The sequence below is a fragment of the Flavobacteriales bacterium genome (assembly GCA_020635795.1).
GTDB lineage: Bacteria > Bacteroidota > Bacteroidia > Flavobacteriales_E > Vicingaceae > Vicingus.
The window spans coordinates 1,429,281-1,451,853 of the sequence record JACJZD010000001.1 but is presented as its reverse complement, the minus strand read 5'-3'; the positions used below and the strand labels follow the sequence as shown (position 1 = coordinate 1,451,853).

26 protein-coding genes are annotated in these 22,573 nt (G+C 34.1%); 13 read left to right on the top strand and 13 right to left on the bottom strand.

Going from position 1 to position 22,573, the window contains the following annotated elements; all coding sequences use genetic code 11:
• Positions 1 to 14: 14 nt before the first annotated feature.
• The 7 genes from htpG (at position 15) to H6589_06390 (ending at position 5,286) form a co-directional block, all read left to right on the top strand.
• The gene (htpG, locus tag H6589_06420) at positions 15 to 1,907 is read left to right on the top strand and encodes a molecular chaperone HtpG (protein ID MCB9174225.1); all 1,893 of its coding nucleotides are present in this window, start codon (positions 15 to 17) and stop codon (positions 1,905 to 1,907) included.
• 111 nt (positions 1,908 to 2,018) lie between these two features.
• On the top strand, positions 2,019 to 2,609 hold the full coding sequence (locus H6589_06415) for a LemA family protein (GenBank protein ID MCB9174224.1): 591 nt from the start codon (positions 2,019 to 2,021) through the stop codon (positions 2,607 to 2,609).
• Between the two features lie 93 nt (positions 2,610 to 2,702).
• Positions 2,703 to 3,140 carry a TPM domain-containing protein gene (locus tag H6589_06410; protein ID MCB9174223.1) on the top strand — a complete coding sequence of 146 codons (438 nt, stop codon included), beginning with the start codon at positions 2,703 to 2,705 and terminating at the stop codon, positions 3,138 to 3,140.
• 87 nt (positions 3,141 to 3,227) lie between these two features.
• Positions 3,228 to 4,016, top strand: a complete 789-nt coding sequence (locus H6589_06405; protein ID MCB9174222.1) for a TPM domain-containing protein — start codon at positions 3,228 to 3,230, stop codon at positions 4,014 to 4,016.
• Positions 4,017 to 4,054: 38 nt separating this feature from the next.
• Positions 4,055 to 4,537: a hypothetical protein gene (locus H6589_06400; GenBank protein ID MCB9174221.1), complete on the top strand. Its 483-nt coding sequence runs from the start codon at positions 4,055 to 4,057 to the stop codon at positions 4,535 to 4,537.
• 2 nt (positions 4,538 to 4,539) lie between these two features.
• Positions 4,540 to 4,923 (top strand): DUF302 domain-containing protein, encoded by a 384-nt coding sequence (locus H6589_06395; protein ID MCB9174220.1) that lies wholly within the window; start codon positions 4,540 to 4,542, stop codon positions 4,921 to 4,923.
• 144 nt (positions 4,924 to 5,067) lie between these two features.
• Positions 5,068 to 5,286: a hypothetical protein gene (locus H6589_06390; protein ID MCB9174219.1), complete on the top strand. Its 219-nt coding sequence runs from the start codon at positions 5,068 to 5,070 to the stop codon at positions 5,284 to 5,286.
• 8 nt (positions 5,287 to 5,294) lie between these two features.
• On the opposite strand, the gene H6589_06385 is transcribed toward H6589_06390, so the two are convergent.
• Positions 5,295 to 6,407, bottom strand: coding sequence for a DEAD/DEAH box helicase (locus H6589_06385; GenBank protein ID MCB9174218.1), 1,113 nt, complete (start codon positions 6,405 to 6,407; stop codon positions 5,295 to 5,297).
• Positions 6,408 to 6,542: 135 nt separating this feature from the next.
• Between H6589_06385 and H6589_06380 the strand changes: the two genes are divergently transcribed.
• Positions 6,543 to 7,496: a phosphoribosylaminoimidazolesuccinocarboxamide synthase gene (locus tag H6589_06380; GenBank protein MCB9174217.1), complete on the top strand. Its 954-nt coding sequence runs from the start codon at positions 6,543 to 6,545 to the stop codon at positions 7,494 to 7,496.
• Here H6589_06380 and H6589_06375 read toward each other — a convergent pair whose 3' ends face one another.
• Positions 7,497 to 9,908 carry a TonB-dependent receptor gene (locus H6589_06375; protein MCB9174216.1) on the bottom strand — a complete coding sequence of 804 codons (2,412 nt, stop codon included), beginning with the start codon at positions 9,906 to 9,908 and terminating at the stop codon, positions 7,497 to 7,499.
• 37 nt (positions 9,909 to 9,945) lie between these two features.
• Here H6589_06375 and H6589_06370 point away from each other — a divergent pair, with 37 nt between their 5' ends.
• Entirely contained in the window at positions 9,946 to 10,392 is a 447-nt protein-coding gene (locus H6589_06370; GenBank protein ID MCB9174215.1) for a 3-oxoacyl-ACP synthase, read from the top strand.
• A gap of 100 nt (positions 10,393 to 10,492) precedes the next feature.
• On the opposite strand, the gene H6589_06365 is transcribed toward H6589_06370, so the two are convergent.
• Together H6589_06365 and H6589_06360 are read right to left on the bottom strand one after the other, a co-directional pair.
• Complete coding sequence (locus H6589_06365; protein MCB9174214.1) at positions 10,493 to 11,215, bottom strand: YebC/PmpR family DNA-binding transcriptional regulator; 723 nt, start codon at positions 11,213 to 11,215, stop codon at positions 10,493 to 10,495.
• A 2-nt stretch (positions 11,216 to 11,217) separates the two neighbouring features.
• Positions 11,218 to 12,432: a bifunctional 3,4-dihydroxy-2-butanone-4-phosphate synthase/GTP cyclohydrolase II gene (locus tag H6589_06360; GenBank protein MCB9174213.1), complete on the bottom strand. Its 1,215-nt coding sequence runs from the start codon at positions 12,430 to 12,432 to the stop codon at positions 11,218 to 11,220.
• A 311-nt stretch (positions 12,433 to 12,743) separates the two neighbouring features.
• On the opposite strand from H6589_06360, the gene ruvX reads away from it, so the two are divergent.
• The 3 genes from ruvX to H6589_06345 are packed head-to-tail and all read left to right on the top strand — an operon-like array spanning position 12,744 to position 15,296.
• Positions 12,744 to 13,169 carry a Holliday junction resolvase RuvX gene (gene ruvX / locus H6589_06355; protein MCB9174212.1) on the top strand — a complete coding sequence of 142 codons (426 nt, stop codon included), beginning with the start codon at positions 12,744 to 12,746 and terminating at the stop codon, positions 13,167 to 13,169.
• A gap of 8 nt (positions 13,170 to 13,177) precedes the next feature.
• On the top strand, positions 13,178 to 13,618 hold the full coding sequence (locus H6589_06350; GenBank protein ID MCB9174211.1) for a DUF4442 domain-containing protein: 441 nt from the start codon (positions 13,178 to 13,180) through the stop codon (positions 13,616 to 13,618).
• Between the two features lie 40 nt (positions 13,619 to 13,658).
• The gene (locus H6589_06345; GenBank protein ID MCB9174210.1) at positions 13,659 to 15,296 is read left to right on the top strand and encodes an ABC-F family ATP-binding cassette domain-containing protein; all 1,638 of its coding nucleotides are present in this window, start codon (positions 13,659 to 13,661) and stop codon (positions 15,294 to 15,296) included.
• A gap of 27 nt (positions 15,297 to 15,323) precedes the next feature.
• Here the strand turns inward: H6589_06345 and H6589_06340 are convergent, their stop codons facing one another.
• Together H6589_06340 and H6589_06335 are read right to left on the bottom strand one after the other, a co-directional pair.
• The gene (locus H6589_06340) at positions 15,324 to 16,205 is read right to left on the bottom strand and encodes a site-specific DNA-methyltransferase (protein MCB9174209.1); all 882 of its coding nucleotides are present in this window, start codon (positions 16,203 to 16,205) and stop codon (positions 15,324 to 15,326) included.
• Positions 16,198 to 16,452 (bottom strand): hypothetical protein, encoded by a 255-nt coding sequence (locus tag H6589_06335; protein MCB9174208.1) that lies wholly within the window; start codon positions 16,450 to 16,452, stop codon positions 16,198 to 16,200. The genes H6589_06340 and H6589_06335 overlap by 8 nt, the downstream gene beginning before the upstream one ends.
• Positions 16,453 to 16,526: 74 nt before the next feature.
• On the opposite strand from H6589_06335, the gene H6589_06330 reads away from it, so the two are divergent.
• Complete coding sequence (locus tag H6589_06330) at positions 16,527 to 16,739, top strand: helix-turn-helix transcriptional regulator (GenBank protein ID MCB9174207.1); 213 nt, start codon at positions 16,527 to 16,529, stop codon at positions 16,737 to 16,739.
• Between the two features lie 27 nt (positions 16,740 to 16,766).
• On the opposite strand, the gene H6589_06325 is transcribed toward H6589_06330, so the two are convergent.
• The 7 genes from H6589_06325 to thrS form a co-directional block, all read right to left on the bottom strand.
• Positions 16,767 to 17,300 carry a hypothetical protein gene (locus H6589_06325; protein ID MCB9174206.1) on the bottom strand — a complete coding sequence of 178 codons (534 nt, stop codon included), beginning with the start codon at positions 17,298 to 17,300 and terminating at the stop codon, positions 16,767 to 16,769.
• A 36-nt stretch (positions 17,301 to 17,336) separates the two neighbouring features.
• A complete protein-coding gene (locus H6589_06320; protein MCB9174205.1) occupies positions 17,337 to 18,236 on the bottom strand; it encodes a type II restriction endonuclease in 900 nt (299 codons plus the stop codon).
• A complete protein-coding gene (locus H6589_06315; GenBank protein MCB9174204.1) occupies positions 18,211 to 19,131 on the bottom strand; it encodes a DNA adenine methylase in 921 nt (306 codons plus the stop codon). Before H6589_06315 ends, H6589_06320 begins: the two co-directional genes overlap by 26 nt.
• A gap of 172 nt (positions 19,132 to 19,303) precedes the next feature.
• On the bottom strand, positions 19,304 to 19,648 hold the full coding sequence (gene rplT / locus H6589_06310; protein ID MCB9174203.1) for a 50S ribosomal protein L20: 345 nt from the start codon (positions 19,646 to 19,648) through the stop codon (positions 19,304 to 19,306).
• A gap of 126 nt (positions 19,649 to 19,774) precedes the next feature.
• Positions 19,775 to 19,969 carry a 50S ribosomal protein L35 gene (gene rpmI / locus H6589_06305; protein MCB9174202.1) on the bottom strand — a complete coding sequence of 65 codons (195 nt, stop codon included), beginning with the start codon at positions 19,967 to 19,969 and terminating at the stop codon, positions 19,775 to 19,777.
• 22 nt (positions 19,970 to 19,991) lie between these two features.
• Complete coding sequence (locus H6589_06300) at positions 19,992 to 20,489, bottom strand: translation initiation factor IF-3 (GenBank protein ID MCB9174201.1); 498 nt, start codon at positions 20,487 to 20,489, stop codon at positions 19,992 to 19,994.
• A 68-nt stretch (positions 20,490 to 20,557) separates the two neighbouring features.
• On the bottom strand, positions 20,558 to 22,498 hold the full coding sequence (thrS, locus tag H6589_06295; GenBank protein MCB9174200.1) for a threonine--tRNA ligase: 1,941 nt from the start codon (positions 22,496 to 22,498) through the stop codon (positions 20,558 to 20,560).
• Between the last annotated feature and the right edge of the window lie 75 nt (positions 22,499 to 22,573).

Below are 22,573 nucleotides of genomic sequence, written 5' to 3'. Positions count from 1 at the left end.
AAATAGATTAAAAAATGGCAAAAGGAAAAATTAAAGTACAAACCGAGAACATTTTCCCAATCATTAAGAAATTTTTATACTCTGACCATGAGATTTTCCTGAGAGAACTTATTGCTAATGCAACCGATGCAACTAAAAAACTTCATGCTTTAGCCTCAATGGGTGAGTTTAAAGGTGATGTGGGTAACGATACCATCGAAATTATTTTAGATAAAAAAGCAAAAACCCTTACCGTTAGAGATAGAGGTATTGGTATGAGCGAGGAAGAAATTAAAAAGTATATCAACCAAATTGCTTTTTCTGGAGCAGAAGAATTTGTAAACAAGTTTAAAGATAAAACCGAAACAGGCAACATCATTGGTAAGTTTGGTTTAGGGTTTTATTCATCGTTTATGGTGGCAGAGCGAGTGGAGATTTTATCGAAAAATTATAAAGACGAACCTGCTGCGCATTGGGAATGTGATGGAAGCCCAGAGTATTCGTTAAAAGAAGGGAAAAAAGAAGATAGAGGTACTGATATTATTCTACACATTGCCGAAGATTCAACGGAGTTTTTAGAAGAAAGTAGAATCAAAACGTTACTTGAGAAGTATTGTAAATTTATGCCTGTATCCATTAAATTCGGTACTAAAACCGAGTATATAGATAACAAAAAAGGCAAAAAAGATAAAGATGGCAACGTAGAAAAAGAGGCTATACAGGTAGACAATATCATCAACAATCCTTCTCCAGCATGGACAAAAACGCCTTCTACATTAACCGACGAAGATTACGCTGGTTTTTACAGAGAGTTGTATCCGTTTAACTTCGAAGAATCCTTATTCCACATTCATTTAAATGTAGATTACCCGTTTAATTTAACAGGTATTTTATACTTCCCTAAAATAAAACCAAACATGGAAGTACAAAAGGACAAAATCCAATTGTACTCTCGCCAAGTTTTTATTACCGATTCGGTTGAAGGGATTGTACCAGATTTCTTAACGCTTTTACATGGGGTGATTGATTCGCCTGATATTCCGTTAAACGTTTCTCGTTCTTATTTACAAAGCGATGGTAATGTGAAGAAAATCTCTAACCACATCACAAAAAAAGTAGCTGATAAATTAGAGGAATTGTTTAAGAAAGACCGTGCAGATTTTGAAAAGAAATGGGACGATATTAAAATCTTTATTGAATATGGGATGTTATCGGACGAAAAGTTTTTTGAAAGAGCTCAAAAGTTTGCTTTATATAAAAATACCGATGGAAAATATTACACTCAAGATGAGTTAATTGAAAAAATTAAACCGTTACAAACCGATAAAGATGACAAACTTGTTGTGCTTTACGCAAGTGATTTGGATACTCAATACACCTACATTCAGTCGGCAAAAGATAAAGGCTATGAAGTAATTATTTTAGATTCACCTTTGAGTCCACACTTGGTAGGAAAGTTAGAGCAAACCATCGAAAAAACAACCTTTACTCGAATTGATGCGGATACGATTGATAAAATCATCAACAAAAACGAAGAAATTCCTTCTAAATTAACTGATGCAGATAAAGATGTGTTAAAACCTGTTTTAGAGGAAGTGATTTCGAAAGAAAAATTTACCATTCAGTTTGAGAGCATGAATGAAACCGACCAGCCCATGACAATTGTTCAGCCAGAATTTATGCGAAGAATGAAAGAAATGAGCAAAATGGGCGGAGGCGGAATGATGGGAATGGGTAATTTTCCTGAAATGTACAATTTGGTGGTTAATGTAAATCATCCGGTTATTTCAAAAATGCTAAAAGAAAAAGATGGTGCTAAACAAAAAGAAATTGCCAAACAAACTGCCGATTTAGCATTGTTATCACAAAATATGCTAAAAGGCGAAGAATTAACTAATTTTATCAAACGAAGTATTGAACTTATTTAAATTAATTTCTACATCACCTTGTCTAAAGTTTAAAACTTTAGACAAGGTTGGTGTGTGACAATTTAAAAGTATAACTTTATTAAAAATTAAACTTAAAAACAAAAAAAGAAAATGAAAAAAACATGGATAATATTAGGAGTAGTGGGCTTGCTAATCCTTCTTATGGTGTTCTCAGTAATGGGTTCATACAACAGTATGGTAACAAAAGACGAAGCAGTAACAGGTCAGTGGTCACAAGTAGAAAACGTTTACCAACGTAGAGCCGACCTTATTCCAAACTTGGTTAACACGGTTAAAGGTTATGCTGCTCACGAAAGAGAAACTTTAGAAGGCGTTGTAAATGCAAGAGCTAAAGCTACTTCAACAACTATTGACCCTTCTAAATTAAATGCAGAGTCAATTAAACAGTTTGCTGCTGCTCAAGATGGGTTAAGTTCTGCATTATCTAAATTAATGGTTGTAGTAGAGCGTTATCCTGATTTAAAAGCAAACCAAAACTTTTTGGAACTGCAATCGCAATTAGAAGGTACTGAAAACAGAATTACAGTTGAGCGTCAGAAGTTTAATGAAAGTGCTAAAGATTACAACACATTCATTAGAAAGTTCCCAAAAAACATTTGGGCAGGAATGTTTGGTTTCGAGAAAAAAGATTATTTCGAAGCTGCTGCAGGTTCTGAAAAAGCACCAGAAGTACAATTTTAATAATACGTCATTGCGAGGAACGAAGCAATCTTACCCTTGGTAGGATTGCTTTATTTCGTTTCATTACATCCGCAATGACGAAAAAATACATTTATGGCAAAAGATTTATTTACAGCAGAGCAAAAACAACAAATTGTTGCAGCTATTCGTGAGGCAGAGAAAAACACTTCAGGCGAAATTCGTGTACACATCGACAAAAAATGTAAAGAAGACGTGTTAGATAGAGCTGCTTACATGTTTGATGCATTGGACATGCAAAAAACGGCTTTACGTAATGGCGTTTTAATTTATTTAGCTACTGAAGATAGACAGTTTGCTATTTTGGGAGATGCTGGTATCAATCAAAAAGTGCCTGTTGGCTTTTGGGATGGAGTGAGAGATTTGATGATTTCAAACTTTAAGCAAGGAAAATTTACCGAAGGCCTATCGGAAGGAATAAAATTAGCTGGAGAACAATTAAAAAAGCATTTTCCTTACCAAAGCAACGATAAAAACGAATTAGCTGACGATATTTCGTTTGGTAAACAATAGTAATTCGTCATTCCTGCGAAAGCAGAAATCTTTATAAAAAATAATGAGGTTCTTTATGTTGTTAGGAATGTCAAAAAAAACAAAGCAATGAAAAAATATCTATTTATACTTCTTACCCTTTTAACTTATAAGCAATCGAATGCTCAAGATTGTTTGCTAGACCAAAAACCAACACAAGATTTGGTACAAGATTATGCTAATATTATTAGTGATGAAGAAGAATCATTTTTGCGTCAGAAATTACAAGCATTTAACGATACCACTTCCACTCAAATTTTGGTGGTTACAGTTACCGATTTGTGTGGTTATGATAAAGCCAGTTTTACTTATACCTTGGGCGAAAAATGGGGCGTGGGTCAGCAAGGAAAAAACAATGGTATTGTTATCATGGTTAAACCCAAAGAAATTGATGGAAGAGGAGATGCCTTTATTGCTCCAGGTTATGGTTTAGAAGGAGTTGTGCCTGATGCAATAGCCAAACGAATTGAAGAGAATGAAATGATACCATATTTTAAATCGAAAGAGTATTATTATGGAATTCATGAGGCAGTAAATGTGTTGATGAGTTTAACCTCAGGAGAATTTACTGCCGACCAATATGCTAAAACAGATTGGAGTAAATTTATTATTCCTTTTGCTTTTATCATTGTAATCATGCTACTCATATTTTTTACTACTGCCAAAAAAGCAAGAGATTATTCAATAGGTCATAATATTCCATTCTGGACTGCTTTTATGCTGATGAACAACTCAGGTAGAAGTCATGGCGGTTCTTGGGGTAATTTTAACTCAGGTGGTGGTAGTTTTGGCGGTGGAGGCTTTGGTGGTTTCGGTGGCGGTAGTTTTGGTGGTGGTGGTGCAGGAGGGAGTTGGTGATTTAAATAAATGCTTACCTTTAGCTTAAAATTTGAATTATGAGAAATTTTCTTTTATTACCACTTGGGTTGATGTTATTGTTAGGTTATTCTTGCTCAAAAGAAGATAAGTCAATACCCGTTTCATCTGCTTCAGACAATACTGTTACCACTCCAGCACCTCATACAACGTTTATTTTTACTGGTACCATGTTGGTTGACAAAAGTGATTCGTTGTGGGCTCCTGTAACCAATTATACCGCTACTAATGTAATTTCTACAGTATTTGGAACAAGTCCAAATTATTCACTTTCAACTAGTTTTAATGCCACAGCTCTTAAGGGACAAACTGACAATGTAATTCCAGTTACAATAACCAATAATTATTTTTCCACTTTTGTTACAGGTACAGGCATTTTTAATCAAGGAGTGCTTAACGGATTTTACAATAACGATAGTTTATATTATAGAGTATTGTACAAGGGAGTTAATAAAAGCAATGTATTTTTAGATTTTAAAGGTAAACTAACCAGTAGTCATTAAACATGTATTATTTAAACAAAACCACCACTTATAGTTTTGCCGAAGCTGAACAAAAAATTAGAGAGGCATTAAAAGAAAAAGGTTTTGGTATTTTAACCGAAATTGATTTAAAAGCCACGTTAAAAACAAAGTTGGATAAAGACATTCAGCAGTATAAAATATTGGGAGCATGTAATCCGAATTTTGCTTATCAAGCGTTACAGCAAGAAGAAAAAATAGGTATTATGTTGCCTTGTAATGTTACCATAATTGAAAACAAAAACGGTACAGTTGATGTTTCTATTGTTGACCCTATTGCTGCATTTGAAGTAGTAAAAAACAAAACTGTTGAGCCTTTTGCAAAAGAAGTAAAAGCCATTCTAGAAGCTGCTTTAGAATCCATTTAAATAGGAGTTAGTTCATCTTACTTCTTATTTTTCTTGTGTTTTTTGTAAGTATTAATGCTTAACAATACAATGTTAAAAATTAGGTAAATCTGCTGATTTATTTTTTATAAGAATTATCTAGATTTGATTAAACATATTAAGTATATGGAAAAGTATTCAAATCTAAAAAAAGGCTCTAAAATAATTGGTTACGAATTAGGATCGGATTATATTAAAGTTTGGATGAAAAATGAGACTAATCCTACAAATTTTACTGTTGAATCTGAAGGCTTAGACCGCATAGAAATCATGAAAAGTTTAGCGCAACAAGGTTATGGATTACAACGTTATATTGATAAACGGAGTAGGACGGTTAGCTATTAAAAAACAAATCATCTAACCTGATTAAAGCTAATATTCAAATTCTTTTCAAAAAACCGAATTTGTTTCATTTCAAAAGTTGTTACAATACTTAACGAGACACCTTGTTTTCCAGCTCTAGCAGTTCTTCCACTTCGGTGTGTATAATACTCTTCTTGGTCAGGTAACTGATAATGCACCACATAAGCCAACCCTTCTACATCAATACCACGAGCAGCAATATCGGTAGCTACTAATAATTGAACGGTTTCGTTTTTAAAAGCTCTCATGGCTTTATCACGCTCTTTTTGCAATAAATCACCGTGAATGGCATCGGCAGCAACATTTTTTGCTTGTAATTGTTTAACTAATTTTTGCACCGCAGCTTTGGTTTTGCAAAACACGATACCTCTGTTTTTTCCTTGCGATTTTAAAAACTGAAGCAACATTTGTAGTTTCTCCGCTTCATCACAAATTACATATTGGTGTTCAATACTCTTGTTGACTACATTTTTGCTGCTTACCTCAATTCTGTGAGCATCTTCAGCCATGTGTTCATTAATAATTTGTTTTATGCCATGAGGCATGGTAGCAGAAAACAACCATTTTTGTTCAGCATTTTTTATGGTTCCTAAAATTTCGTCTAACTCTTTTTTAAAACCCATGCTCAACATTTCATCGGCTTCATCCAAAATAATGGTTTTTACATTTCTAATGTCCACCGCTTTTCTATTAATTAAATCAATTAGTCTGCCTGGAGTAGCTACAATAATGTGTGTAGGTCGTTTTAAAGCACCTATTTGAATATCGATGGGTTGTCCGCCATAAACGGCTTCAGCAAATATTTTGTCGGTGTATTTGGTAAACTTAAAAAGTTGTTTGGCAACTTGTTGCCCCAATTCACGTGTAGGACAAAGAATTAACCCTTGTACAACCTTTTGTTTTGGGTCAATATTGTGCAACAAAGGTAAGCCATAAGCAGCAGTTTTACCGGTGCCAGTTTGAGCTTGAGCAACCAAATCGGTAGTTGTAGTTAATAACAAAGGAATAGCTTCTTGCTGAATTTGAGTAGGTTTAGTAATTCCTAGTTCGTTTAATCCTTTAATATAATCGGGTTTTATGCCTAAGTCTTTAAAATTGTCCAAAATATAGTGTGTTTATTGGAAACAAAGGTAGGTAAACAAATCATTGATGTTGTTGAAAAATAATAATTACTTTTTAGTTGGGTATAGAGTATTACAGAATCCCTTTTTTACTTTTGCATCATAAAACAATTAGGTATGCAATCAAAAGCGATAAAAGAGACCAAATTCAATTTTCCAGGACAAAAAAGTTTGTATAAAGGAAAAGTAAGAGACGTATATAACATTAACGATGAGTTAATGGTAATGGTAGTTTCAGACCGAATTTCTGCTTTTGACGTAGTACTACCTAAAGCTATTCCTTTTAAAGGACAAGTGTTGAATCAAATTGCAGCTAAGTTTTTAAAAGCTACCGAGGATATTTTGCCAAACTGGGTAATTGATGTGCCTGACCCATGTGTAACCATTGGAAGAAAATGTGAGACGTTTAAAGTAGAAATGGTTATAAGAGGCTATTTGTCGGGACATGCATGGAGGGAATATAGTGCGGGTAGAAGAGTGTTGTGTGGAGTAACCATGCCAGAGGGAATGAAAGAAAACGACAAATTTCCAGAACCAATTATTACACCAAGCACAAAAGCAAGTGTTGGGCACGATGAAGATATTTCTCGCGAAGACATTATTAAAAAAGGAATAGTAAGTGAAGCTGATTATGTAAAATTGGAAGATTATACCCGTAAAATTTTTCAACGAGGTACTGAAATAGCTGCTAAAATGGGATTGATTTTGGTAGATACCAAATACGAATTCGGAAAAATTGGAAATACCATTTATTTGATTGACGAAATTCATACACCAGATTCTTCTCGATACTTTTACAAAGAAGGGTATGAAGAACGACAAGCTAAAGGAGAAAAACAAAAACAGTTATCGAAAGAGTTTGTTCGTGAATGGTTAATTGCCAACAATTTTCAGGGTAAAGACGGGCAAACTGTTCCAGAAATGACTGATGAATTTGTAGAAGAAATCTCAAACAGGTACATTGAACTTTACGAAAACATTACAGGAGATAAATTTGTAAAATCTGATGTGAGCGACGTATTGAAAAGGGTAGAAGAGAACGTTACCAAGGCAATTTCTCAATTGGCTTAATTACATCCCACCACCATCATCAAACTCATTGTTTTTTCGATTTTTGTCGGCTTGTTTCTTGGTTTGATTGATACGATAAGTAAAGCTTAATCTAAAAAATCGTGAACGCCATTGGAACTCTCCTTCTGAGTAGAAATTGGTTCCATAATCAATACTTCTTCTTTTTCGTGTGTTAAATACATCGCTGGCATTAAAACTCAATGTTCCATTTCCTTTTAGGATATCAACAGATGCACCTAAATTTAACGCATAACGAGCTAGTTGCTCGCCTTGTGTAGTTTTTTGTGGTGCATTGTAATCAAACGACGATTGAAAGCCTAATTTCTTCTTTATCGTCCATTTTGAGTTTAGTTTTGAATTCCATGTGTAGGTGTCACTGAAATATACTTTCCCTTGATAATTTCCATCCGTTATTTCTCTAAAAAAGTTAAAATCGCCCCTAATGTCCCACCATTTTTTTATTTGGTAAGAACCTGAAAACTCTACACCATAAGCATTTCTAAAACCAATGTTTGCAGGTATTCTTTTGGTTGTTCCAGTAATATCCGATACCAAAATACGCTCAGTAACTCCAGTACTATATCGGTAATAAACACTCGAAAGTAAAGAACCTTTTTTGAAATAGTTGAGGTAGCCCAATTCAAAAGCGTCGGTATATTCTGGGTTAAGATTTGGATTTCCGTAAAAATTATTTCTTGAGTCACTAATGCTGTAAAAAGGCAACAACCACCAATGTTGTGGTCGTTTTAATCTGCGGCTATAACTTAATTGTACCGAGTTCTCATTTTTGATAATGTATGAAATGTGTGAGCTTGAAAAAAAGTTTAAATAGGTGCGACGATTTACTTCGTTAGTGGCAACAAATTCGGTAGTAACATCCGAAAATTCAGTTCTTAAACCCAGCTGGTAAGAAAACTTGTTAAGCTTTTGTCCAAACATGGCGTAACCTGCCGAAATGTTTTCAGTGTATAGTAATAGGTTTTTTAAACCTAGGTCAACCTCAAATTGATTGGTACTTTTATTCATTAAACTTACTTGATAATCATCGTCAACAGTTTTATAGTTGCCTCTAAAACCCATTTCAAACTTGGCTTTATTGGGTAGTGGATGAATGTAATCAGACTGTAACAAAATGTTTTTAGAGCCTTCGTAATTATATACGCTGGTGTAGGTATTATCAGTACTATTAACACTATTGTTTTGTACAATTATCGATTCTTCATCATCTCTGTTTGTAGAGTATTGTGCATCGAAAGTTAGCAGTTGATCGGGTTTTGTAAATGTTTTCCTATAGTTAAATGCCAAATCATAGGATGATAATATTTTATCTTCATCCTCATTTCTAGTAACTACTTGCACAGGATTTTTTTGATTGTCGTAATCGGTGTATTCAACATCAACAATATTGTATGCAGTCCCAACATTTCCATTTCCAGAAAGGGTAATCGAATTAAATTCATTCAAATAAATTTCGGTACCTAAATTAAAACCATGGTTGATGTTTTCTCGACCTCTTATTGCATTGTTTGAATAACTAAAACTGGTGTCGCTGTATGTAAAAGTTTGGTACGAATTACTAAAACCAGGCGACTCGCGATAGCTTGCATTATAACCAGAAAAGATTGTTAACGCATTTTTTTTGTACGACAACCCAAAACCTGCTCCATAATTGTTTGGATAGCCTAAATCCATATTAACGGTACCGTTAATGCCTTGACGTTTGTCTTTTTTTAATACAATATTGATGATTCCTACTTCACCTTCGGCATCGTATCGTGCTGATGGATTGGTAATTACTTCCACTTTTTCTATTTGACTTCCTTGTAGCTGACGCAATGCATCGGCAGTACTCGTTCCAGTTAAACCCGAAGGTTTGCCATTAATTAAAACCCGAACATTTCCACTTCCTCGTAAGTTTACATTTCCCTCCACATCAACCGAAACAGAAGGAACATTATTAAGCACTTCTGCTGCATTACTTCCTTGTGAGGTAATGTCTTTATCCACATTAAATACTTTTTTGTCGAGGTCAATTTCCATGAGTTTTTTCTCGTCAACAAACTCAAACTCATCTAATTTTAATGAAGAAGGAGCAAGTTTTATAGCTGGTAAACTAACATCAGCATTATTAATAATGATGTTTGATATGGTTTTGGTTTCAAAACTTAAAAAAGAAACTTTTGCATAGTATTTTCCATTGGCTAGTTTAAGGCTGAAGTTTCCGTCCATATCGGATGCAGCACCGTTAACATAGCTAGAATCTTTACTGTTAAAAATTCCAATAGCCACATAAGGCAACAGTTCGCCTTTATTATCCATAACTTTGCCCGACAAAACTTGTTGTTTGCCAGTTTGTGTAAAACCATTTAAACAAAGTAATACTGCAAGAAATAAAAATAAGTTCTGTTTCATGTTAAGTGTGCGAAATTACGGATAAGATTTAAAAATAATGGATAAATTAAAGGTGCATCAAAAATGTTTAGCTATGGCTGAAAGTAATGTTTCTGCTATAAAATTGGCTTTACAAGAAGCACAAGATGCCGCAAATAATGAAACCAAAAGTACAGCAGGTGATAAGCATGAAACTGGACGAGCAATGGCTCAACTTGAAACAGAAAAGTTAAGTACTCAATTGAATGAAGCGCTAAAATTAATTCAAACCATACATCAAATCAATCCTAATCAAAAAACTAAACCAATTGCTTTTGGTAGTTTAGTAAAAACCAATTTTGGTAATTTTTATTTATCGGTAAGCTTAGGTAGGGTTGAATTGGATGGTACGGAGTGTTTTTGTATTTCACCTGTTTCTCCGATTGGTAAAATAATGCTAACAAAAAAAGAGAAGGACTCCTTCTCTTTAAATGGTAAAAAGTATGTGATAGAAGAGATTTTTTAATCACTTTTTTGTCATTTTGAGCGAAACGAAGAGTAGTCGAAAAATCTTCTTAGTGATTTAGTAGATTTCTCCATTTTAGGCGGAATTACAATGGAGTAGATTAATCCTCTAAAGTAGCTTCCATGGTATGATATACGTTTTGTACATCATCATCTTCTTCAATTTTTTCCAATAATTTGTTTACATCAGCTTCTTGCTCTGGAGTAAGTTTTTTGGTGATTTGAGCAATACGTTCAAACCCAGATGATAGAATTTCTTTTTTGTTTTCCTCTAAATACTTTTGGATAGAACCAAAACTTTCGAACGGAGCATAAATGATGATACCATCTTCATCCACAAAAACTTCTTCAGCTCCAAAATCAATCAATTCCAATTCTAACTCTTCAACATCTGTTCCATCGTTTTTAATTCTAAAGTTACACGTGTGGTCGAACATAAATACCACTGAACCAGAAGTGCCTAGAGTTCCTTCACATTTGTTAAAATAACTACGCAAGTTAGCTACTGTTCTGTTGTTATTGTCGGTGGCAGTTTCTACTAATATAGCAATACCGTGAGGAGCGTAACCTTCAAACAATACTTCTTTGTAGTTACTAGTGTCTTTATCGGTTGCACGTTTAATAGCACGTTCAACGTTGTCTTTGGGCATGTTAGCAGCTTTGGCATTTTGCATTACTGCACGCAATCTCGAATTCGATTCTGGGTCAGGACCACCTTCTTTAATAGCCATTACAATGTCTTTACCAATTCTGGTAAAGGTTTTTGCCATTTGCCCCCAACGTTTAAACTTACGGGCTTTTCTAAATTCAAATGCTCTTCCCATTTTTACTTATCCATTTTTAAAGAATGACCTAGTTTGTCTTTCTTAGTTTGCAAATAATTTTTATTGTGTTTGTTTGATTTTATTTCAATAGATACATTTTCAACAATCTCTAACCCAAAACTGATTAAACCAGTACGTTTTTTAGGATTGTTACTCATTAATTTAATTTTCGATACACCTAAATCTCTTAAAATTTGTGCACCCACACCATAGTCTCGTTGGTCGGGTTGGAAACCCAGTTCCAAATTAGCTTCAACCGTATCTCTACCTTGTTCTTGTAATTTATATGCTTTTAATTTGTTGATTAAACCTATACCTCTTCCTTCTTGGTTCATGTAAACAATTACGCCTTTCCCAGCTTTTTCAATCATTTGCATGGATTGATGCAATTGAGGACCGCAATCGCAACGGCAAGAACCAAAAATATCACCTGTCATACACGAAGAGTGTACACGAACTAAAACTGGCTCGTCTTTTTTCCAAGTACCTTTAACTAAGGCTAAATGGTCCATGTCGTTGGTAGTTTGTTTGTATGCCACCATTTCAAAATCTCCAAAATCAGTTGGTAAATCAACTTGAACTATTCTGGTTATAAGGGTTTCTTGTTGTAATCGGTAAGCGATTAAATCTTTAATAGAAACAATTTTTAAATCGAATTTTTTAGCAATAATCAACAAGTCGGGCAGGCGTGCCATTGATCCGTCTTCGTTCATTATTTCAACGATAACTCCTGCTGGTTCAAAACCTGCCAACCGAGCTAAATCAATAGAAGCTTCGGTGTGTCCTGCTCTACGTAATACTCCACCTGACTTCGCTTTTAATGGAAAAATATGACCAGGTTTACCCAATTCTTCCTTTCTAGTTTTTGGGTCAATTAAAGCTTTGATGGTTTTTGCTCTATCGCTTGCCGAAATACCTGTTGTACAACCGTGTCCAATTAAATCAACTGAAACAGTAAACGGAGTTTCGTAAGCAGCATTGTTCGATTGTACCATTAAATCTAAACCCAATTCTTCGCAACGGCTTTCAACTAGTGGAGCACAAATTAAGCCTCTACCGTGTGTAGCCATAAAGTTTATCATTTCGGGAGTCACCGAACGAGCAGCAGCAACAAAGTCCCCCTCATTTTCTCTATCCTCATCATCAACAACTATAACCACTTTGCCGGCTTTAATATCGGCTATGGCTTCCTCAATTTTGTGTAACTTTGTTTCCATCATTATTTTTTTGCAAATTTAGTAATTTCTTCGGTATATCATCGCGAATGATTCTATAATCAACGACTTGTTTTACACTATTAATAATCCTTATCAAAGCTAAAACGAAAACAATTTTACCACATAGAAACATAGTTTTAAAATTTACCCAAAGGCAACATAATTAAAACATAGTTATCCCGATATATCGGGATAAACTATTGATTTTCTACTGTAAATTGCTATTGATTGGTTGTTATAAAAACAATTCTATGTGTCTATGTGGTTTAAAAGAAATATATATAACTTTAAACTTTTAAACAAAATAATAAATGCCAAAAGTATTAGCCATAGATTACGGTCAGAAAAGAGTAGGGATTGCTGTTACCGATGATTTGCAGATTATCGCAAGTGGATTAACTACGGTTCATTCTAAAGATGTTATTGCTTTTTTGGAAGATTATTTGGCTAAGAACAATGTGGAATGTATTGTGGTGGGAGATCCAAAAGACTTAAAAAACAATCCTGCCGAATCGGCTCGTTTTATAGAACCGTTTGTAAAACACCTTTCTCGTAAGTTTCCTCACATTAAAATTGAGCGAGTAGATGAACGTTTTACTTCAAAAATGGCATTTCAAACCATGATTGATAGTGGTTTAAAGAAAAAAGCTCGTCAAAATAAAGCGTTGGTTGATGAGATTAGTGCTACCATTATTCTACAATCTTTTTTGGAACAAAAGAATGGATTTAATCTCTAAACCGTTCAATGAACAGACACCTATTAAAAATTGTATTAAACCTTTGGCCACCTTTTATTGGTACAGGGATTTGGATTAAAGAAATTACTCCTGATTACAGCTATATTAGGGTTGAAATGAAGTTACGACCTTGGAACAAAAACTATGTGGGTAGTCATTTTGGAGGTTCGTTGTATGCCATGACCGACCCTTTTTATATGCTCATGTTGTTGCATTTATTGGGTAAGGGTTATATTGTTTGGGATAAATCGGCAAACATAAAATTTTTAAAACCTGGTAAAGAAACCGTTTATGCTGAATTTCATTTGCCAAAAAAACAAATTGAAGAAATAAAACAAATAACTGATAATCAGCATAAATACGAGCCTGTTTTTAATGTTTTAATTAAAAACAAAAAAGGTGAAGTTATCGCTGAAGTAGAGAAGGAACTTTATATCAGAAAGAAGTGATTTTTTTAATAATTTCGCACTTTTCTAAACCCACGATACGATGATTTCTGTAGATGCTTTAGCTGTTGAATTTAATGGAGAAACCTTGTTTGCCAATGTTTCGTTTGCCATAAACGAGAACGACAAAATTGCCCTAATGGGAAAAAACGGTGCAGGTAAATCTACCATGATGAAAATTATTGCTGGCGAACAAAAGCCTACAAGTGGTAATGTTCGTTGTCCTAAAGAAGCTGTTATTGCGTATTTGCCACAACATTTGTTAACCGACGATAACTGTACCGTTTTTGAAGAAACAGCCAAAGCATTTTGCCATATTTTTGCTATGCGTGATGAAATTGATTTTTTAAACAAGCAGTTGGAAACACGTACCGATTACGAATCGGATGAGTACATGAAAATTATTGAAAAAGTAACGGAGCTGGGTGAGAAGTTTTACGCCATAGAAGAAATCAATTACGATGCTGAAGTAGAAAAAGCCTTGATGGGATTGGGTTTTAAACGTGCTGATTTTATACGGCCAACCAGCGAGTTTAGTGGTGGATGGCGTATGCGTATTGAATTAGCCAAAATACTGTTACAAAAACCCGACTTAATTTTACTCGATGAGCCTACCAACCACGTAGATATTGAGTCGGTAATTTGGTTGGAAGATTTTTTAATAAACAAAGCCAAAGCGGTTATTGTTATTTCGCACGATAAAGCCTTTATTGATAACGTAACCAACCGAACCATAGAAGTAACCATGGGGAGAATTTACGATTACAAAGCCAATTACACCCAATATTTGCAATTGCGTGCCGACCGACGTTCACACCAAATAAAAGCCTACAACGAACAACAGAAAATGATTGCCGAAAACATGGCATTTATTGAACGGTTTAAAGGAACCTATTCCAAAACCAACCAAGTTAACTCTCGTGAGCGAATGTTGGAAAAACTACAAATTATAGAAATTGACGAAATAGATACTTCAGCATTAAAATTGCGTTTTCCTCCGTCTATCCGTTCGGGCGATTACCCTGTGGTGGCTACCGATTTGTGTAAAAGTTATGGCGATAAGGTGGTGTTTAAAAACGCCAACATGAGCATAGAAAGAGGGCAGAAGGTTTGTTTTGTTGGGCGTAATGGCGAAGGTAAATCAACCATGATTAAAGCAATTATGGGCGAAATTGATTTTGAAGGAAAATGCGAATTGGGACACAATGCCAAAGTGGGTTATTTTGCTCAAAACCAAGCGGCTTTGTTAGATGGCGATTTAACCGTTTTTCAAACAGTTGACGAAGTGGCTGATGGCGATATCCGTACCCAAATTAAAAACATATTGGGGCGTTTTATGTTTAGTGGCGACGATATTGATAAAAAAGTGAGTGTGCTTTCGGGTGGTGAACGTACCCGTTTGGCAATGGTTAAACTACTGTTAGAACCAGTAAACGTGTTGATACTCGATGAGCCTACCAACCATTTGGATTTAAAATCGAAAGATGTGTTAAAAGAAGCCTTGTTGGCTTTTGATGGGACATTGATTTTGGTTTCTCATGATAGAGATTTTTTACAAGGCTTGGCTCAAAAAGTATTTGAGTTTAAAGACCAACGCGTAATTGAACACTTTGAAACCATCGACGACTTTTTGGCACGTAACCGTATGGAAAGCTTAAAAGAAATTCAGTTGAAGGGGTAGGGGTTATCTATTTTAAAAGGATGATTGTTATTTCAAAATTAATTCTGTTCCATATTCAACATTAGGCTCTGCTAACAAGAAAAGCTCTAATTCTTTCTTGTTGTTAAATCCGTTTATTTTTTTACGATAAGTAGTAGAAACTAGATAGTTCTCTATTTCTAGTTTTCTGTTTTTGCTGATGTTTAAAAATTCCTCCTCTTGGTCAATTCCTAAAAAACGACGGTTAGCTAAATTGGCAGCAATACCTGTGGTGCTGCTTCCAGTAAATGGGTCTAAAATCCAAGCATTGGGTTTGGTGGAAGCTAAAATTAAACGAGTTAACACCGCCAACGGCTTTTGTGTGGGGTGTTTACCACACGATTTTTCCCAAGGGGCAATGGCGGGTAATTTCCAAACATCTTTCATTTGTTTGTCGCCGTTCAATTGCTTCATTAATTCATAGTTAAAATAATGTGGCACTTTTTCGTGTTTTCGAGCCCATATAATTTGTTCGGTAGAATGTGTGAAAAAACGACACGAAAAATTGGGTGGTGGATTATTTTTCTCCCAAGTAACCACATTTAAAATTTTAAAACCTAATTCGGTAAGGATTTGCCCTACCGAAAAAATGTTGTGCATGGTTCCGCTTATCCAGATGGTAGCGTCATCTTTCATTTTTTCACGAACCAAACTAAGCCATTTTCTATTGAAATTATTTACCTGTTCAAAACCTCTCGATTTATCCCAATTGCCTTTGTTTACAGAAACGATTTTACCACTTTGTATGGATAAGCCATTGTTGGATAAAAAGTAAGGAGGGTCGGCAAAAACCATATCAAACTTGTGCTCAAATTGCGGCAACAACTCCATTGTATCTCCTTTTAAGAGATAAAAGTTCTTGTCGTCAGATTTGAAATAGGGTTTAATCATGGTTTATTTGGGTAAAGTTAAAGTTAAATTCGTTTAAATCTTCAACAATAATTCGGTCATTAAAACCTTCTTGTAGATCTGTCCATCTAACTAAAACGTTTTGAAAATGATTATCTACTGTAGGGTCTATTTCAACTATTAAACCCATGTATTTCCATTGCTGTTTTCCATCTGCTTTTTCTAAAAATTCTACCAAAGGGTTAATTTTTCCATTTATTTGTTTGGTTCCGTGAGCATCTATTTTCATAGCATTTGTTTTTATACCTTTGCTCAAAAGTAATGAATTTTTATTAAAACACACAATAAGTGTCTTTTTATTTTATGAGCAATTCCATATTAGAAAATTTCGGACAACAATTAAAAAAGTTAAGGGTTGAAAAAAACTTAACTCAGGAGCAGTTTGCCAGAAAGTGTGGTTTACATAAAAATTACATTGGAATGATAGAAAGAGGAGAACGAAATCCTTCTTTAGTAAACATTGAAGTTATCGCAAGAGGATTAGAAATTTCTATATCAGATTTGATGAAGTTTTAAGTTGTTCGGGATTTCCGAACAAGTTGTTTATCTACCATTATGGGTTGCCAGACTAACTATTTTAAAAATATCTTTATTGTCTTTTAATGCTTCAAGAAGTTGCCTAAACATAAAGGCAGTAGATAGGTTTGTTTTTTCTTGAACCATCAAAAGTTTAGCAATAAGGTACAAAAATTTAATGCTATATTCTCCTTTTCCAGCTAGTTTTGGATATTTCTTAGCTTCTTTGTTTATTTCTTTTTTTAGTTTGTCAATATTTAATATTTCATCTCTATGTTTTTTTGACTTTATTGGTTCTATATTATTGTCCCACATGTTTATAAGAAAAGAAATGAATTTTTTAGTTTCTGTTTTTTGATGTTGCATTTTAATTAAGGCATCGACTGCCCAATGCATATGTTTTGGAGTTCTAATTCTACTCCATCCTGATTTGGTAGAATTATCTATTTGTCGATATTTAAGCAACAAATCAAATTTTGACAGACTACCTTGATAAATCCCTAAGATATAAGAATCGTTAACTTGAATTACGGCTAAAGGCGACGTGCCTTTAACAATCATATGGGGTGTTTGTTTCATTTATTATTTCCTTTAAGTTCATTGGATAATAGTTTTTAGAACATCCTCCTTCAACATTTCCAAATTCAATAAATAATCTGCTTTATCAAAAAACTCTCTCAATGGTTTTAAGGTAGATTTCCAACCAGCACCATCAGTAATCCAAATAAATTCAATTCCTTGTTTGTTCCAATAACGATTCATTTCTATGTATTCGGTTGCGGTCGATTTTAATTTAGAGCCTCCACCTCCATAAAAATTACATTCTATAAAATACAATTTCCCTTTTTTATTAATCGCAAAATCCAATTGACGAGAAGATTTGTCAACTACTACATCTAAGCCCCATTGTTCTTTTATTTTTTTTGCAGTTGCCTGTGTCATATATTGAATTCCTAGGTTTTGGCAAGTATCAGAAACAAATTCCTCAACTAAACTTTCCATTAGCGTTCCGCCTCTGTTTTTTCTACCATTGCTATCTAAACCAACTTCAACTCCTGTTGCGTAATCAACTAAGTTTTTTACTTTTTTGTCTTTCAAAATCGCACCTATGCCCGAATTAACTACAAAATTTGCCAATTCTTTACACTCACTATCGGTCAGTTTACCTTTACTAAAAGAGTAGTTTTTGTAAATAAAATTTTTGGCATCAATCAAAATATCAATTGATTTTTCTCTAATAGCTATGAGAGTAGGAAAGGCTTTAATTACTTGAGGGTATTGTTTTATAAGATTGTATGCTTCCGTTTCAATATCCTCTTTCCCAATCAAGAAGTTTAAAAGATTTAATTCTTTTTCAATTGGTTTAATATTGCTGAATACTTTAGTCCAATTAACGAAGTAATCCCATTTAGTGATTTTCTCTTTAAAGCTCTGTGTGATTTTATCAAACAGCAAATCTTCGTTTTTCAATTTAAGCAGACTGCAAAGCTTGTTCATAATTATAGTTTGTAATTAATAGCTCATTTAATACACCTCTTTTCTCTGGGTTTGCATTAATACTTCTTCTTGCTTTTACTCTTGCAATTGAAAAATCAGCATAAATATCGTCAAAGAAATTGTTGTTAGAAATTTTATCTTTTACATCCGAATTGCTCAACATCCATTTGTGTCCTTTCTGCTCTAATACATTACAAAAATTACGTAATCGTATTTGTTCAGCATCATTAAATTCGTCTTTTGCATATGAGTTAAAACTTGAAGTATTGTGTAAAGGCTTGTAGGGTGGATCGAAATAAAAAAAAGAATTGTCTGTAGCACCTTTTAACGTAGCTTCATAGTCTCCACATAATATTTCTACTTTTTGCAAAGCTTCACTTACTGCCAAAATATTTTTATCATCACAAATGGTTGGGTTTTTATAACTTCCCATGGGTACATTAAATCTGTTGCTTTTGTTTACTCTGTACAATCCATTAAAGCAAGTGCGATTTAGAAAAATAAATAATGAGGCTTGAGTAGTTTTATCCGTATTTCTGGTATTGTAGAGTTCTCTTTTTTGGTAATAATATGCTTTTTTTTCTGCTTGTTTATTTTCTAATCCGTGAAATTCATTTTGTAAAATTTGAAGAATAGAAATCAACTCTTTTGGTTTCTTGGTAATTGTTTTATAAACGTTTATCAAATCTTCGTTAATATCGTTAATTACTGCTTTTTCCATTTTCGGAAAGTTGTTTAGCATCCAAAACAACACAGCACCACTTCCTACAAAAGGTTCAATGTAAGTAAATCTTTTATCAGTTATTTTATAAGGCAACGATTTCTCAATCTCATTAATGAGCTGAGTTTTACCACCAGCCCATTTCAAAAATGGTTTTGCATTTTGCTCCTTCATTAACTTTTAGCATTTTAAAATGTCTCTTATAGCAAGTTTACGATTTTAATCCTTATTTGTTTATAGAATCTTATTTCAAGTTATTAACCTTTAAAATGTTGATGTTAAAAAAGAGCAATAAAAAAGCCCGACCATTGGTCGGGCTTTTTTGAGTATTGTATAAAATAGAAAATTATTTTACAGAATCAATCACAGCTTTAAAAGCTTCTGGGTGGTTCATTGCTAAATCAGCTAAAACTTTACGATTTAATTCGATGTCTTTTTTAGCTAATTGTCCCATTAATTTAGAGTAAGACAAACCATGTAATCTTGCTCCAGCATTAATTCTTTGAATCCACAATGCTCTGTAATTTCTTTTCTTTTGTTTTCTACCTGTATAAGCATAAACACCAGCTTTCTCTACTGCGTTTTTGGCTACTGTCCATACATTTTTTCTTCTTCCAAAATAACCTTTGGCTCTTTTTAAGATTTTTTTTCTTCTAGCTCTTGAAGCTACTGCGTTTACTGATCTTGGCATAATTTCTTACGTTTTTTGGTAGTTAGTGTCCGTTTTATCGGTGCTTTAAACTAATTACCTGGTTTTAAACTTTTTTTAATTTACGATAACCGATTTTAGTTAACATTTACTGTGCTGCTGAGTTTATCAGATACACAATTGTAATTTAATGTTTTTTTCGTCAGTAGAATCAACTACACCGAATTTAGTTAAATTACGCTTTTGTTTAGTCGTTTTTTTAGTTAAAATATGACTTTTAAAAGCATGTTTTCTTTTAATTTTTCCCGTTCCAGTCAATCGGAATCTTTTCTTAGCACTGGAGCCAGTTTTCATTTTAGGCATACTACTTTATTTAAATGGTTTATTACTTACTTTTCTTTTTTGGAGCTAAAAACATAAACATTTTTTTACCTTCCAGTTTTGGCATACTTTCTACTACCGCTATTTCTTCAAGAGCTTGAGCCATTCTTAACAACAAAATTTCTCCTCTATCTTTAAATACAATTGATCTACCTTTAAAAAACACAAAAGCTTTTACTTTTGAGCCTTCTTTGATAAATTTTTCGGCATGTTTGCATTTAAACTCAAAATCATGCTCATCAGTGTTCGGACCGAAACGAATTTCCTTTAAAACAATTTTTTGAGCATTTGCTTTAATTTCTTTTTGTTTCTTTTTTTGGTCGTACAAAAACTTTTTGTAATCAATAATTTTACAAACTGGCGGCACAGCATTTGGCGATATTTCTACCAAGTCCAACTCTAACTCACGAGCCATTTCCAACGCTTTTGCAATTGGATAAACTGCTGGTTCAACTCCATCGGCAATTACACGAACTTCTTTCGCATAAATTCGATCGTTAATTTTGTGTGCATCTTGTTTGGCTCCTCTATCGAATCGCCCTTTAAATCTGTTTTCTGCCAAGTTTTAAATTAATTATTAACTACTAAATCTTTTTTTATATCATTATTGATGATTTCGGCAAAGTCTTTTATACTAAAAGTACCCAAATCACCAGCACCATGTTTACGCACAGAAAGCATCCCTGTTTCTATCTCTTTCTCGCCTAAAACCAGCATAAACGGAACTTTTGAAACTTCCGCATCTCTAATTTTTCGACCAATTTTCTCGTTTCTGTCGTCAACGAAGCCGCGAATATCGTAATTATTTAGCAGATTTAAAATATTTTCTGCGTTTTCGTTGTATTTTTCGCTAATTGGTAAAATTGCCACTTGGTCGGGTGTTAACCAAAGTGGGAAGTTTCCACCGCAGTGTTCAATCAATACAGCAACAAATCGTTCCATAGAACCAAATGGTGCACGATGTATCATTACTGGTCGGTGCATTTCGTTGTCGCTGCCTTTGTATTCCAATTCAAAACGTTCAGGTAGGTTATAATCTACTTGAATAGTTCCTAATTGCCAGCTTCTACCTAATGCATCCTTAACCATAAAATCCAGTTTTGGACCATAAAAAGCTGCTTCGCCAGTTTCAACAACCGTTTTTAAACCTTTTTCGTTAGCCGCGTTAATAATTGCTCTTTCTGCTTTCTCCCAATTTTCATCGCTACCAATGTATTTGGTTTTGTTTTCTGGGTCGCGTAACGATACTTGAGCGGTATAATTTTCGAAACCTAATGCTTTAAATACATAAAGCACCAAATCAATTACTTTTTTAAATTCATCTTCTACTTGGTCAGGTCGGCAAAACAAGTGAGCATCGTCTTGAGTAAAACTTCTAACACGAGTTAAACCATGTAATTCACCACTTTGTTCGTAACGATAAACTGTACCAAACTCAGCATATCTTACAGGTAAATCTTTGTAAGAACGTGGTGAGGTTTTGTAAATTTCGCAGTGGTGAGGGCAGTTCATTGGTTTTAATAAAAACACTTCACCTTCGTGTGGTGTTAATATGGGTTGAAACGAATCTTCACCGTATTTCTCGTAATGTCCAGAAGTTACATATAAGTTTTTATGACCGATATGAGGAGTAATAACAGGTAGGTAACCAGCTTTTAATTGAGCTTTTTTCAAGAAGTTTTCTAATCGCTCACGCAACATTGCTCCTTTAGGTAGCCATAATGGTAAACCTTGTCCAACATTATCAGAAAAAGTAAACAACTCCAATTCTTTACCCAACTTTCTGTGGTCGCGTTGTTTGGCTTGCTCCAACAATTCTAAATATTCTTCCAACAACTTTTGTTTTGGGAACGATATTCCATAAACACGAGTCAATTGATTTTTAGTTTGGTCGGCTCTCCAATATGCTCCAGCAACATTCATTACTTTAAAAGCTTTTACTATTCCAGTATTAGGAATATGCCCACCTCTACATAAATCGGTAAAATCTGAGTGGTCGCAAAATGTTATTTCGCCATCGTTTAGGTTTTCAATAAGCTCAACTTTGTATTCGTTGCCTTCTTTTTTGTATTTTGCTAAAGCATCAGCTTTGCTTACTGGTCGCATTTTAAAATCGGCTTTTTCGCGAGCCAATTCCAAAAATTTGTCTTCAATTTTTTTAAAATCTTCTTCTCTAATGGGGGTAGGAGAGTCAACATCGTAATAAAAACCATTTTCGATAGCAGGACCAATAGTTAATTTAATACCCGGGTATAATTTTTCTAAAGCCTGAGCTAAAATATGAGCTGACGAATGCCAAAACGCTTTTTTTCCATCCTCACTATCGAAAGTAAATAAGGTAACTTTTGCATCTGTGGTAATAGGCGTGGTAACTTCAACGGTTGTGCCGTTTACTTTTGCTGAAATTACATTTCTAGCTAAACCTTCGCTAATACTTAGTGCAACGTCCATCGGACTGCTTCCTTTTGGTAGCTCTTTTACTGCTCCATCGGGTAAAGTTACTTTTATCATCTTTTTATTAAAATTTATAAGGTTGCGAAGTTAATGAAAAAAGTCTTATCAGTTAGACGTTTAACCTGAAATAGT

Excerpts from the sequence above, each read along its gene's own strand:
- H6589_06325 (MCB9174206.1), bottom strand. The coding sequence starts at position 17,300 with ATGATTGTTAAAGGCACGTCGCCTTTAGCCGTAATTCAAGTTAACGAT.
- ruvX (MCB9174212.1), top strand. The coding sequence starts at position 12,744 with ATGCCAAAAGTATTAGCCATAGATTACGGTCAGAAAAGAGTAGGGATT.
- rplT (MCB9174203.1), bottom strand. The coding sequence starts at position 19,648 with ATGCCAAGATCAGTAAACGCAGTAGCTTCAAGAGCTAGAAGAAAAAAA.
- H6589_06395 (MCB9174220.1), top strand. The coding sequence starts at position 4,540 with ATGTATTATTTAAACAAAACCACCACTTATAGTTTTGCCGAAGCTGAA.
- H6589_06345 (MCB9174210.1), top strand. The coding sequence starts at position 13,659 with ATGATTTCTGTAGATGCTTTAGCTGTTGAATTTAATGGAGAAACCTTG.
- htpG (MCB9174225.1), top strand. The coding sequence starts at position 15 with ATGGCAAAAGGAAAAATTAAAGTACAAACCGAGAACATTTTCCCAATC.
- H6589_06400 (MCB9174221.1), top strand. The coding sequence starts at position 4,055 with ATGAGAAATTTTCTTTTATTACCACTTGGGTTGATGTTATTGTTAGGT.
- H6589_06380 (MCB9174217.1), top strand. The coding sequence starts at position 6,543 with ATGCAATCAAAAGCGATAAAAGAGACCAAATTCAATTTTCCAGGACAA.
- H6589_06340 (MCB9174209.1), bottom strand. The coding sequence starts at position 16,205 with ATGATTAAACCCTATTTCAAATCTGACGACAAGAACTTTTATCTCTTA.
- rpmI (MCB9174202.1), bottom strand. The coding sequence starts at position 19,969 with ATGCCTAAAATGAAAACTGGCTCCAGTGCTAAGAAAAGATTCCGATTG.
- H6589_06315 (MCB9174204.1), bottom strand. The coding sequence starts at position 19,131 with ATGAAGGAGCAAAATGCAAAACCATTTTTGAAATGGGCTGGTGGTAAA.
- H6589_06390 (MCB9174219.1), top strand. The coding sequence starts at position 5,068 with ATGGAAAAGTATTCAAATCTAAAAAAAGGCTCTAAAATAATTGGTTAC.
- H6589_06360 (MCB9174213.1), bottom strand. The coding sequence starts at position 12,432 with ATGGAAACAAAGTTACACAAAATTGAGGAAGCCATAGCCGATATTAAA.
- H6589_06350 (MCB9174211.1), top strand. The coding sequence starts at position 13,178 with ATGAACAGACACCTATTAAAAATTGTATTAAACCTTTGGCCACCTTTT.
- H6589_06365 (MCB9174214.1), bottom strand. The coding sequence starts at position 11,215 with ATGGGAAGAGCATTTGAATTTAGAAAAGCCCGTAAGTTTAAACGTTGG.
- thrS (MCB9174200.1), bottom strand. The coding sequence starts at position 22,498 with ATGATAAAAGTAACTTTACCCGATGGAGCAGTAAAAGAGCTACCAAAA.
- H6589_06375 (MCB9174216.1), bottom strand. The coding sequence starts at position 9,908 with ATGAAACAGAACTTATTTTTATTTCTTGCAGTATTACTTTGTTTAAAT.
- H6589_06370 (MCB9174215.1), top strand. The coding sequence starts at position 9,946 with ATGGATAAATTAAAGGTGCATCAAAAATGTTTAGCTATGGCTGAAAGT.
- H6589_06405 (MCB9174222.1), top strand. The coding sequence starts at position 3,228 with ATGAAAAAATATCTATTTATACTTCTTACCCTTTTAACTTATAAGCAA.
- H6589_06330 (MCB9174207.1), top strand. The coding sequence starts at position 16,527 with ATGAGCAATTCCATATTAGAAAATTTCGGACAACAATTAAAAAAGTTA.
- H6589_06335 (MCB9174208.1), bottom strand. The coding sequence starts at position 16,452 with ATGAAAATAGATGCTCACGGAACCAAACAAATAAATGGAAAAATTAAC.
- H6589_06320 (MCB9174205.1), bottom strand. The coding sequence starts at position 18,236 with ATGAACAAGCTTTGCAGTCTGCTTAAATTGAAAAACGAAGATTTGCTG.
- H6589_06415 (MCB9174224.1), top strand. The coding sequence starts at position 2,019 with ATGAAAAAAACATGGATAATATTAGGAGTAGTGGGCTTGCTAATCCTT.
- H6589_06410 (MCB9174223.1), top strand. The coding sequence starts at position 2,703 with ATGGCAAAAGATTTATTTACAGCAGAGCAAAAACAACAAATTGTTGCA.